The sequence below is a fragment of the Caecibacter sp. AF58-12pH5A genome, from assembly GCF_027681725.1.
Classification (GTDB): Bacteria; Bacillota; Negativicutes; order Veillonellales; family Megasphaeraceae; genus Megasphaera; species Megasphaera hominis.
Map to the genome: position 1 here is coordinate 5535 of NZ_JAQDBC010000004.1, position 12933 is coordinate 18467.

At 49.9% G+C, this 12933-nt stretch carries 10 protein-coding genes; all 10 read right to left on the minus strand.

The genetic code is table 11. The features are described 5' to 3' along the window. A partial coding sequence (carB, locus tag PGX44_RS03025; protein WP_498854202.1) for a carbamoyl-phosphate synthase large subunit occupies nt 1-3217 on the minus strand: 3217 nt, incomplete at its 3' end. 254 nt (nt 3218-3471) lie between these two features. Then, nucleotides 3472-4590, minus strand: coding sequence for a YibE/F family protein (locus PGX44_RS03030; protein WP_498854203.1), 1119 nt, complete (start codon nt 4588-4590; stop codon nt 3472-3474). Beyond that, a complete protein-coding gene (locus PGX44_RS03035) occupies nt 4590-6089 on the minus strand; it encodes a purple acid phosphatase family protein (protein WP_498854204.1) in 1500 nt (499 codons plus the stop codon). The genes PGX44_RS03030 and PGX44_RS03035 overlap by 1 nt, the downstream gene beginning before the upstream one ends. 218 nt (nt 6090-6307) lie before the next feature. Continuing rightward, the gene (locus PGX44_RS03040; protein ID WP_498854205.1) at nt 6308-7183 is read right to left on the minus strand and encodes an NAD(P)-dependent oxidoreductase; all 876 of its coding nucleotides are present in this window, start codon (nt 7181-7183) and stop codon (nt 6308-6310) included. Nucleotides 7184-7196: 13 nt separating this feature from the next. After that, entirely contained in the window at nt 7197-8165 is a 969-nt protein-coding gene (locus PGX44_RS03045; protein WP_498854206.1) for a D-2-hydroxyacid dehydrogenase, read from the minus strand. Nucleotides 8166-8271: 106 nt separating this feature from the next. Then, complete coding sequence (locus tag PGX44_RS03050) at nt 8272-9213, minus strand: ornithine carbamoyltransferase (RefSeq protein ID WP_498854207.1); 942 nt, start codon at nt 9211-9213, stop codon at nt 8272-8274. 227 nt (nt 9214-9440) lie between these two features. After that, nucleotides 9441-9638 (minus strand): cold shock domain-containing protein, encoded by a 198-nt coding sequence (locus PGX44_RS03055; protein WP_023054391.1) that lies wholly within the window; start codon nt 9636-9638, stop codon nt 9441-9443. 128 nt (nt 9639-9766) lie between these two features. Next, entirely contained in the window at nt 9767-10255 is a 489-nt protein-coding gene (locus tag PGX44_RS03060; protein WP_498854208.1) for a dihydrofolate reductase, read from the minus strand. Continuing rightward, the gene (locus PGX44_RS03065) at nt 10255-11046 is read right to left on the minus strand and encodes a thymidylate synthase (protein ID WP_498854209.1); all 792 of its coding nucleotides are present in this window, start codon (nt 11044-11046) and stop codon (nt 10255-10257) included. Before PGX44_RS03065 ends, PGX44_RS03060 begins: the two co-directional genes overlap by 1 nt. A 17-nt stretch (nt 11047-11063) precedes the next feature. Beyond that, nucleotides 11064-12878, minus strand: a complete 1815-nt coding sequence (recQ, locus tag PGX44_RS03070; RefSeq protein WP_498854210.1) for a DNA helicase RecQ — start codon at nt 12876-12878, stop codon at nt 11064-11066. Nucleotides 12879-12933: the final 55 nt, after the last annotated feature.

The following is a 12933-nucleotide window of genomic DNA, read 5'->3' on the forward strand; positions in this document are numbered from 1 at the left end:
TAATCATGTGGTGCCATTCCTGCAGGGACAGGACAGGGCTGCGGCCATGCGTAATCATGCGGTGAATACCATCGGCACTGGCCTTCGCGGCAACAATGGTCGTCACGTAGGGAATACGGGCACGGACGGCAGCCTTGCGCAAGGCGCCATCGTCGACAGCCGAATTTTTTACAGGTGACGGTGTATTAATGACAATCTGGATCGTCCCGTTGGTGATCAGGTCTTCCACGTGGGGTGTACCTTCGGAAATTTTATTGACGCGCTGTACAGGAATGCAGGCTGCCTGGAGAAGGCGATACGTCTTATCCGTCGCATAAATCGTAAAGTCATCTTCGGCAAAGCGCTGGGCAATGGCCGCAACGTACGGTTTATCTGCATCACTGACGGAAATGAGGACGGCACCCTTGAGGGGCAGCGTTGCTTTAGCAGCTTCTTCGGCTTTAAAATACGCTTCGCCGGCAGTTTGTGCCAAGCCCAACACTTCGCCTGTAGAACGCATTTCCGGCCCTAACACCGGATCGACTTCCGGGAACATATTGAAGGGGAATACCGCTTCTTTTACACCGTAGTACGGAATATGCTGTTCCTTCAATTCCGGCAGCGGCGACGGACGGCCTGTAATAGAAGCCGTCATGACGTCAATAGCTAAGGGTACCATGCGGATATTGCAGACCTTGGATACAAGCGGTACCGTACGGGAAGCACGCGGATTGGCTTCGAGAACGTAAACCTTGTCATCTTCAATAGCATACTGCATGTTCATCAGGCCGACAACGTGCATTTCGACAGCGATCTTGCGGGTGTATTCATTGATGAGATCGAGATTTTCCCGGCTAATCGTACGGCTGGGGATAATGCAGGCACTGTCACCGGAGTGAATCCCTGCCAGTTCAATATGTTCCATGACAGCAGGCACGAAGGCATCTGTACCGTCACTGATCGCATCCGCTTCACATTCGAGGGCATTGTGCAGGAAACGGTCAATGAGGATAGGCCGGTCCGGCGTGACGCCGACAGCAGCTTCCATATAGTTTGCCATAGAGGCTTCGTCGTGAACAACTTCCATGCCTCGTCCGCCCAGAACGTACGACGGCCGTACCATAACGGGATACCCGATTTTGGCTGCAATAGCCTGCGCTTCGGCGACTGTCGTGGCCATGCCGGATTCCGGCATGGGGATGCCGAGTTTATCCATAACAGCGCGGAACTGGTCGCGGTCTTCTGCCAGGTCGATGACTTCCGGTGTCGTTCCTAGAATATTGACGCCTTCGGCTTTTAATTTGGCAGCCAAATTGAGCGGCGTCTGGCCGCCAAACTGGGCAATAACGCCTAAGGGCTTTTCTTTTTTATAAATACTGAGTACATCTTCGAGGGTCAGCGGTTCGAAATACAGCTTGTCCGACGTATCGTAGTCTGTAGAAACCGTTTCAGGGTTGCAGTTGACGATGATCGTGTGGAAGCCGAGTTTTTTCAGGGACTGGGCCGCGTGGACGCAGCAGTAGTCAAATTCGATGCCCTGGCCGATCCGGTTCGGGCCGCCGCCGAGGATCATGATCTTCTTTTCATCGGCTGCAATGGGGTTATGGTCCGCTGCATTATAGGTAGAATAATAGTACGAGCTGTCCGTCGTACCGCTTACGTGTACGCCGTCCCACGTTTCTTCGAGACCAAGAGCCAGGCGGCGCGTCCGGATTGCATCTTCAGAAACACCCAGGATCTGACCCAGGTATTCATCGGAGAAGCCATCTTTTTTGGCCTGAATGAGGGCCGCATCAGCCGGCACACTGCCTTTATATTGCAGAAGTGCCCCTTCTTCGTCGGCCAGCTCTTTCATCTGTTCAATAAAATAGGCCTTGACCATGGTACGCGACTGGATATCTTCTACAGTGGCTCCTTTGCGCAGGGCTTCGTACATTTCAAAATACCGTTCCGATGTAGGCGTTTCCAAAAGGGTCAGCAATGCGTCCAGGGAAAGGTTTTCAAATTTTGCCACATGGCCGAGACCGGCACGGTTCTTTTCCAAGGAACGGATGGCTTTTTGCAATGCTTCCTTGTAGTTTTTGCCAATGGACATGACTTCGCCGACGGCACGCATCTGTGTGCCCAGTTTATCTTCAACGCCTTTAAATTTTTCAAAGGCCCAGCGGGCAAATTTGACAACGACATAATCGCCATCCGGCACATAGCGGTCGAGAGTGCCGTATTTACCGCAAGGCAGGTCCGCTAAGGTCAGGCCCGTTGCCAATTTGGCCGAAACGAGAGCAATAGGGAACCCCGTTGCTTTAGAAGCCAGAGCAGACGAACGGGACGTACGCGGATTAATTTCAATGACGACAACGCGGCCTGTCTTGGGATCGCGGGCAAACTGGACGTTTGTACCGCCAATGACGCCGATGTGTTCGACAATTTTGTAGGCCTGGCGCTGCAGTTCCTGCTGCACGTCTTCGGGAATAGTCAGCATCGGTGCCGTGCAGAACGAATCACCCGTGTGAATACCGACGGGATCGACGTTTTCGATAAAGCAGACCGTGATCATATGGTTGTCTTTATCGCGAACGACTTCCAGTTCCAGTTCTTCCCAGCCCAGGATCGATTCTTCCACCAGTACCTGATGAATGAGGCTGGCCTGGAGACCGCGTTCGCAAACAGTACGCAGTTCTTCTTCATCATGAACCAGGCCGCCGCCGGCACCACCCATCGTGTAGGCCGGACGCAGGACGACAGGATAGCCCAGTTTTTTTGCCGTATCGAGAGCTTCTTCTACGCTGTAGCAGGCTTCGCTCTTGGCCATTTCAATGCCCAAGTCGTCCATGGTCTTTTTGAAGGCAATGCGGTCTTCGCCCCGTTCAATAGCATCTACCTGTACACCGATGACTTGGACGCCGTATTTACTCAGGACACCGGCCTTATACAGTTCGGCACACAAATTCAGGCCGGACTGGCCGCCCAGATTTGGCAGCAACGCATCGGGCCGTTCTTTTTCAATAATTCGGGCTACGCATTCTTCATTCAACGGTTCAATATAGGTTTTGTCAGCCATTTCCGGATCCGTCATAATCGTCGCCGGATTGGAGTTGACCAGAACGACTTCATAGCCCAGACTACGTAAGGCTTTGCAGGCCTGTGTGCCGGAATAGTCGAATTCACAGGCCTGACCAATAACAATCGGACCCGAGCCGATAATCAGGATTTTATGGATATCAGTTCTTTGACTCATATGCAGCCTCTTTCCCAGCTGTTTCTTTTACAGCTTCAAAACGAATATTTATTCCCTTAAACTACAAAAAGGATATATGTTTATATTACCATATGCGCCTTGTATATTCAATGTAAATAATGATCATACATGAAAACAATATAAAAAAGCATAAAAGATGTACTTGGTATAAGTAGTATAAAAATTTTGTTATTACGAATAAAAAGACCCCCTCTTCCATTCCTTCAGAAGAGGGGGTCACCATACGTATGAGGTTATGCGTCTTTTTTGTGTTTGAGGAGCATACTGAGAGCTGCCGCAATAGGTACTGTCAGGATGACGCCAAAGCTGCCAGAAAAGCCTTTCATGATTTCAATGCCAATGGCATTGGAATTGACAAGCTGTAAGTACGGCAGATTGTACACGTAGTCCATGACCCAGACACCCAGGGAGCCACCGAAAAACGCCAAAATCAGGGTTGCTGCCATCGTGCCCATAACATCCCGGCCCACGTTCATACCGGCCTGGAATAACTGCTGCCGCGTAATATCCGGATTATGCCGGACCAGCTCGTAGCAGGCGCTGGTGATGTCCATGGCAATATCCATGACTGCACCGAGGCTGGCGAAGAGGATGCCTGCAAAAAGAAGCTCTCCTACGTCCATGCCCGTATTCTGCGCTACAAACATGAGGTTCTCTATATTAGGTACATTGTACCCGGAAAGATGAGTCATCCAGCCAAAGATGACGGCTGCCAGGCAGGACACGGTAATTCCGCCCAACGTGGACAGAAAGGCCATGGCGGCCTTGCGCGTGCTTCCGTTGATCAGCCATATGGTTGCTGCCAGTACAATGGCTGAGGTAATCAAGGCCGCCGCAATCGGGTTGATGCCACGAAGCAGCATGGGAAAGAAGAAGAATACAAAACAGATAAACGTGAATACCAGCGCAGCCGCTGACTTCATTCCCTTCTTGCCACCAATGAGACAGAGGAGCAAGAGAAAGGCGCCGATAAAAGCGTAGAGAGGCAGTGACCGGTCTATGTTGTATACTGTATGGAGCTTCAGCTCTCCCACCTGGCTGGTAATGACGATGACTTCCATACCTGGCTCACATACCGTGCCAAAGAGAAGGCCGTTCGGACAGTTCGCCTCTTCCCTGGCGCCGGCATGACTGCCAGTTTCCAGCTCAATTTCTACAATCTGATCACCCACACGGCTGCCGTTTTCCTGCAAGTTGTCCCGGACGATAGAAACGACCTGTGCCTTTTCGAAGGTCCGCCCGTCCGTATTGACGAGGACCGGCTTATCTACCTGATTCCAGGCTACGAGAAAATAGGCGCCGCCACAAAGAAGTACTACAATCAGGATTAAGCGGAAAATATACTTCTGCATTAGTCTTTGACGATGCTGTAGGCGCTATCGATCGGTGTACCCGTTTCCGCATCATACGTCGTGATTGTAAAGGCATTGTCCGTAATGCGTACGACGGAGTACGTCGGGCGCCACGTCTGGCTGCGGGCAGCAATGTAATCCTGCTGCTGCGGAATGAGGTTATAGAACTTGGAACCTGTAGCCGAGTTCGAAGACATGTAGAAGACGCCTTTCGGGTTATGGAGTACGCCCTGGCTCATATCTTCAATGGTATAACAGATATTCTGCGATTCGTAGTTGGCCTTGAAATCTTTATTTTTGAGAGCTGTGCTCAGGAGCTTATGAGACTGACCGCTCTGGCCGGGAACCTTGACTTCATCGAAGGTAGCATGCTGTTTGCCGTCGCTGCTCAGCTGATACGTACGGGCATACGTGTGGTCATGGCCCTGAAGAACGACGTCGATCTTATTGGCGTCATAAATCGGTGTGAGCTGCGTCCGCAAAAGGATGCCGTCGGAATCGGAGTGATCAAGACCACTGCCGTAAATATCCTGATGCATAACGACAACACGCCATTTTGTATCCGGATGCGCTTTGATAGCTTTTTCAATCAGCTTCTGATGATCGGCTACGTTGTAATTGTTGGCGTTAATGACGATGAAGAGGGCGTTGCCATAGGTATAGTAATAGCCATGGCCGGCTTTGGTCGGGTTCGTTTCGTCCGTGAACGGATTCGGTACGTTAAAGTGGTTCTGGTACCCTGTCGTCATGCTATCATGGTTACCAATGCTGGAAGCTTCCGGCAGGTTGCGCAGGGCTGCTGCCGAGAGATAGCCGGCGTATTCCGTTTCCTGTTCGAGGATCTTAGCGGCGGACTGGTCTTCAGCTGGTTCGTTGATCTGGTCGCCAGGGGAAACGAGGAAGTCAATTTCCGGATGCTGTGCCAAGGCACTGTTCAGTGTCTTATTCCAGTTATACGCATCGTTACGGGCAGCGATTTCCGCATTTTGTTTGGCATTGCCATCAGATGGTGTCTGGCCTTTAGAAGCGCCGATCTGCGGGTCACCGACATACATGAAGGAGAAATCGTGGGGATCGCCCGTTACGATTTTCTGGGCTGCCTGCCACTGACCGTCGATTTCTACCTGATACCAGTACGTCGTATTAGGTTTCAGGCCTTTGACGGTAACTTTGTTGCTGTAGTACGTTACGCCTTCGATGACTGTACCGGCTTTGCTCGAGCCTTTGAAGGTCTTAGCATCACTCATATCTTCGTTTTTAGAGATGCGGACTTTAGACTGGTCGGCTTTGTCTTTGGAGTACCAGCCAAAATTCAGTTTAGAGGCATCGGCACCTGGTGCGATCGATACTTGTTCATAGTTGGACTTTACTTCGTCCCAATGGGCTTTCCACTGCTGCCAGTCCGTATTATTGGATACGGCTGTGCGGGTCGTCATTTGCGGCGTCAGGGACGCATCATTCCAGTGTTCCGTAGCGGCAAATACGCCGACAGAGGCCATACAGAGTACGGCTGCGATAGAGGCAGCCAGAGCTTTTTTTGTTGCGATGTAAAGAGTACATTGCGATTTCATCTCCCATGTAGAATAAGTTCATAATTACAGGTCTAAGTGTAACCGCACTCTGTAAGTTTTATGCCTGGCCTCTGTCATAATTATGTAAAATAAAAAGAAACCCTGCCCGTATACGACAAGGTTTCTTCCAGAAATACGTCTATAAATTAGTTTTTTTTATGAACATAGTGTTTAATCAGTGCCTGGGAACCTTCTTCACCCAGACCTTTTTCTTCCAGTTCACGGAAATCAGCCAGTACTTTAGGCACCACATCCAGGGTAAGGCCTTTGCGTTCGGCTTCTTCTGTAGCCAGGCGCAGATCTTTAATAATATGTTTCATATAAAAGCCGGGACGGAAATCGCCAGCCAAAATTTTGGGGCCTAAGGCACTCAGCTGGGCGCTGCCGCCGGCACCGGTCGAAACGGCATCAAAGAGCGCCTGCAAATCCAACCCTTCGGCTTTCCCGTATGCCAGGGCTTCGCACACACCGCCTAAGGCACCGGCTACGAGAATCTGGTTTGCCATTTTGGCATGCTGGCCATTGCCGGCTTTGCCAAAATAATTGATATTGGTCCCAACGGCCTTAAAGATAGGCAGGCAGGCTTCATAATCTTCCCGGTCACCGCCGACGAGGAGAGATAATATACCTTTAATAGCACCGCCTTCGCCGCCGGTAACAGGAACATCCAAAACGTGGAGACCTTTTTTTGCCCCATCTTCATGGAGACGTTCTGCCAGGCTCGGACTGGTAGTCGTGCAATCAATGAGGTACTGGCCTGCTGTTGCCGCTGCAAAAATATTGCCTTCGCCGTAATACACGTCTTCTACGTCTTTAGGAAAGCCTACCATCGTAATCACAGCGTCACAGCCTTGTACGCATTCACCGATAGTCGGGAAAAATTCAGCACCTTCGCTGATGACGTCTTCGACTTTCGCCTTGGTCCGGGCATAAATGCGCAGGGAAAAGCCTGCTTTCATAAGGTTGCGTACCATAGGCTTGCCCATAATACCTACACCGATAAAGCCAATCGTTTTTAGCATGTCTTCGTCCTCCTTATTTCTTATAACCGGTTGTAAAATCTACTATATTTTTTAGGGGCTGGCCGTTGAGATAGGCCTTGAGGTTTTCACAGGCAATCTGAATGATCCGGTCATGCGTCGCCTGCAGGTGGAAGCCGCCCGAAACATGTGGTGTAATATAGATTCCCGGCACCTGCCAAATAGGATCCGTTGCCGGCAAGGGCTCCGGATCGGTTACATCCAAGGCTGCCCCGGCCAGGTGGCCGCTTTGTACGGCTTCGATGAGATCTGCCTGGACGACGCAATTGCCCCGGCCAATGTTGAGGAACCAGGCGCCTTTTTTCATGGCAGCAAAGCGTTCTTTATTGTAGAGATAGCGTGTTGCCGGCGTATCAGGAAGACTCGTGGCTACGATATCAGCCCGGGATAGGTATTCATCCAGGTGGTCCATCGTTCCCATTTCATCTGCTTCAGGCGGCACGTCCGTACTGCGGCGGCGAATGCCAATGACGTGGGCACCTAAGGCTTTCAGGCGTTTGCCAAATTCACTGCCAATATCGCCAAAACCTGTAATCAGTGCCGTAGCACCGTAGACAGACGTGACCGGCCCTGCATCCTGCCAAAGGTTTTGTTTCTGGTTATCGTAATACGTAAAAAGTTTCTTCATCATAGCAAGCAGCTGGGCCAGCATATGCTCCGATAAAGCCAGGCCATAGGCGCCGGTGGCATTCGTAAGTAACGCGCCGTCCGGTAAGATACCAGGCTGTACGTAAGCACCGCTGCCGGCACTGTTAAGCTGCATCCAGCGCAGATTTTGCGCCTGCTGCACGAGTTTGGGGGAAAGATTGCCGATAATGACTTCGGCATCTGCCAACTCACTAGATGGGACTTCAACGCCTACGGCTGCCGTCGTGTCCGCATAATAAAAGGTATGGCCCGGTGCTGCCGTCTGCAGCCAGCCTTTCTGTTGTTCTGTAACAGGCATTGCTACTACTATTTTCATATATGTGCCTCCTCACTATTCTTTTTTGTTTATTATACTCCACCATACCAGTTCTTGACTACAAAAAAATACGCTCCCTAAAAGGGAGCGTATGGAACGTGCATCGTTACCAGTCGAGTTTGCCTGTAATGAGGTATACGAGCAGGCCTTTTTCTGCATGGCGCCGGTTTTCTGCTTCGTCCAGAATCGTTTCCAAATGAGCATCTACGACATCCTGCGTAATTTCATAGCCCGGGTGGATGGGCATATCATGGAAGACCATCGTATCCGTGCCGGCCATGAGATCGCCATCGATCTGATACGGCTTCATCATGCTGATGATCTGGTCTTTCTTTTCCGCATAATCGGGGTTGGTAAAGAATTCCATATCCACCCACGTATCCGTGTAGACACAGTCTACGTCAGCTACGACTTTTTTCAGATCGTCTTTGCTGATCTGATCGGACAATTCGATATACCGGCCCGTTTCTTTCAGTTCCTTGTAGAACGAGTCATCTACACCCATGACCTGACTGAACGGAGTGAGACCGTACATAGTGCCGCCCAGCTTCGTCACGATTTCACAGAGGGAATTGTACGTATTATTCTTGGCACCGATGTACAGTACTTTGACATCGAAATGACCTGTCTTTTCATAGAGAGTCAGCATATCGGCCAGAGCCTGTGTCGGATGAAACGTATTATCGCAGCCATTGATTACCGGTACGATCGATGCATCCATAAAGGCGTGGGTCGTTTCCGATTTCTTAAAGCGGCCCATAATGCAATCTACATTACGGCCAACGTATTTGACTTCACTGGGCAGATCGCCAATTGTAAAGTTGCTGTCCTTCCACAATTGATTATACGATTTGCCGCCTAATTCTTCCATGCCGATATTGAAGGAGAGATACGTGCGGTTCGACGTCTTTTCGAACAGGGTATACAGTTTTTTACCATCCAGCAAATGAGAAAAAGCCTGCTGATTTTGTTTGATTTTTTCTGCCAGTAGCAAAATTCCTTTTAATTCTTCTACGCTGTAGTCGCTAAAGCTGTTTGCATGTTTCATGTATATTCATCCTCCAAATCGCTTATAAACTGTGTCTTACCTGGAACATAGGTATATCATACCATAGTCATTTTATAATTACAAGTTTTTATGCAATATTTTTGTAAATTAAACCAATTGTTTTTCTTTACCTATGTGCGAACTGTTATAAGCGGGAAAACAAAAAATCGGTAACTCCCAAGGAGTTACCGATTAAAAGGTTTCTATATCTAATAGCGCGTAATTAATTAGGCTTTAGTTACATTAGCAGCCTGAGGGCCACGTGCGCCGTCTACGATATCAAATTCAACTTCCTGACCTTCTGTCAAGGATTTGAAACCATCTTCCTGAATAGCGGAGAAGTGTACGAAAACGTCGCCACCATCTTCTCTTTCAATGAAGCCATAACCTTTTTCTGCGCTAAACCATTTTACTTTACCGTGCATAACAAAATCCTCCTAAGAAAAAACAAATGCAGCTATTCTCTAGCTCTGAATGTAATTCTATCACACCCATGCCTTAATGTCAACTTTTTATTTATTTTCCATATAACTAAAATGCATACGGAAAATCCTTATTTATGAATATAATGCACAAAAGAAAAAGCATAGACATTCCGGTCATCGGCAGCATGCTCTTCGCGGCTTACTTCGCGCCACTGCGACTGATCATACGCCGGAAAATACGTATCAGCCGGTAAAGCCGCTGCAATTTCCGTCAGGTACAGGCTGTCTGCGTGTGGCAAAAAGGCGGCATACAAAGACGCACCGCCAATGACGTAATACTCTTCTGCCGGATCGAGAGCCTGGAGGATGGCTTCCAAGCTGTGAAAAGCCGTAACGCCTGCATGCTGCGAGCCATACCCTGCCTGGCTCGTCAACACCCAATGGGGCCGGCCTGGCAAAAGGCCCGGCAAGCTCTCAAAGGTCTTGCGGCCCATGATCATCGTATGGCCCATAGTCAGGGATTTAAAGCGTTTCAAATCGGCTGACAGGTGACAGAGGAGATCATTGTCCTTACCGATGCCGCCATTTTGGCAGACGGCAGCAATGAGGTGGAGCATCAGACAGCCACCTCCATAGAAATCTTGCCCAGGTGCTGATAATTTTCGAGAACAATATCTTCCGGCTTAAAGGCGTAGAAATTGTGGATGTCCGGATTGAGTTTCAGTACCGGTGCTGCAAATGCCTGGTCGCGCCGGGCTAATTGCGTCCGCATGGCTTCTACGTGATTTTCATAAACGTGGGCATTATTGATGACATGCGTAAAGAGGCCGGGACGCAGGTTGGTAACCTGGGCGATCATGTGCACCAAGGCAGCATACTGGGCCATGTTAAAAGGCACGCCCAGGCCCATGTCACCACTGCGCTGAATGAGCATACAGTTCAGTCGGCCGTCACTGACATCCCAAAGGGTCTGATAGGCACAGGGCTGAAGGGCCATGTCCGGCAAGTCTTCTATATTCCACAGGCTGACAATCATACGCCGGTTCTGCGGATCCTTTGTCAGCTGTTCCAGCAGGGTATCGACCTGCTTATATTTACGGATCTGGTATCCATAGGCTTTGCCGATCGTACCATCGGGACGCATCCATTCATCCCAGACGTGGCAGTTCATCTTTTGTAATTCCCGTACATCATTGCTTTGAAGCTGCCAAATCCAGAGGATTTCTTTGATAGCCGTCTTGAAGGCAACGAATTTTGTCGTTAAAATTGGAAATTCCTTTTCCAGATCAAACTGCATAATTTGGTGAGGCAGTTTATACGTTGGAATTCCCGTGCGATTATTGGAATAATAGCCGTCCTTTAGAATCCGCTCTACCATATCCAAATATTGTGTATCTGCGTTACTCACGCGCATTCACTCTCCCTTTACTCAAAGCTGTGCAACGCTTCTATGAACTGAGGACCATATTTGTGCAGCTTAAAGGCACCGACGCCTTTAATATTACTCATTTCCTCCAGTGTATGAGGGCGCTCCTGGGCCATCGCCCACAAGGTGGCGTCGGAGAAAATAACAAAGGGCGGAATGTTTTCGTCCTGTGCCAATTCCAGACGCAATTGGCGGAGCACGTCAAAGATGGGACGCAAGGCCTCTTCATCGATGGTGCCCACGGTCTTTTTCTTCGCTTTTTTCGGTACGGCAGCCAGTTCCGGTTCCTGCCGTACGGCTACCTTCTGGATGGCCCGTTCCTTGCCTGCCAGGACCTGCCGTCCTAACGCCGTGAGAGATAAAACAGGGTACTTGCCTTCAGACTGCTGCAAATATCCGTCGAGGACACTTTGACGTACGCTATCCCGAATTTCCCGGCCCGTAAAGTTGCTGAGGGCACCAAAAAGGACGAGGCGTTGGAAACCATACTGCTTTACCTTGGCTGACTGGCTGCCTTTAAGTATATCACAGACCAGTGTCATACCAAAGCGGCCCTTTAATTCATCGACACAGGCACAAATCGGACGGACGATATTCGTCTGGTCCTCTTCTACGACTTCCTGGTCGCAGTTGCCACACTTGCCGCAGGCAGTCCATTCCGGGCGTTCACCAAAATAAGAAAGAATATACTGGCGCAGGCAGCCCCTGGTTTCACAATAGCCGACCATGCGGTTCAGCATATCCTGTTCCCGTTGCTGCTGCTCTGCCGTATGGACAGAATGCTCGATGAGATATTTCTGAATCATAATGTCCTGACGGCTAAAAAGGAGAATACATTCACCGGGACCGCCGTCACGACCGGCACGACCGGCTTCCTGGTAGTAACTTTCGATGTTTTTCGGCATCTGGTAATGGATAATGTAGCGGACGTTGCTCTTATCGATGCCCATGCCAAAGGCATTGGTCGCAACGATGACCTGTATCTTATCATACGTAAACCGTTCCTGTTCTTTCTTCCGGGCTTCGTCACTCATGCCTGCATGGTAGCGGCCGACGGAAAAGCCCTGATGCCGTATTTCCGTATAGAGGCGGTCCACCTCTTTGCGCGTTGCCGCATAGATAATGCCGCTATCCTCCCGATGACTGGCCAAATAGGCCAATATGAACCGCGTCCGGTCCGTATCACGGATAACACGGAAGTACAAATTAGGCCGGTCGAAGCCACCGACAAAGACCCGCTCTTCCCTGAGTCCCAGGAGCTGCTGCATATCCTTTTTTACCTTTTCCGTCGCCGTTGCCGTAAAAGCCGCTACTACAGGCCGCTGGGGCAAGGCTTCCACCCAGGCGCTGATTCCACAATAGCTGGGCCGGAAATCGTGTCCCCATTGGGAAACACAATGGGCCTCATCAATGACTACCAAGGAAATAGGCTGGGTCTGCATAAAAGACGTAAAGAACTCATTTTGCAGCCGTTCTGGTGAAATATAGACGAGTTTCACACGGCCAGCCCGGATTTCCGAAAAGCGCTGCCGCAGTTCATCCCACGTGCACTGGCTATTGATATAAACTGCCGGGATTTCCTGATTGACCAGTGTATCCACCTGATCCTTCATGAGCGAAATAAGCGGAGAAATAATCAGGGTGATACCGGGAAGCATAAGCCCGGGAATCTGGAAACAAAGGGATTTCCCTGCACCCGTCGGCATAATAGCCAGGCAATCCCGTCGTGCCAGCAGTGTTTTGATTACTTCTTCCTGACCCGGCCGGAAAGAGGAATAACCAAAATATTGTTTTAAAATGTCTGTGGGCTGCAAAACAAGTCTCCTTTCCTGAAAAAAAGGGCATGCCCTAATGGCACGCCCTTCTCTA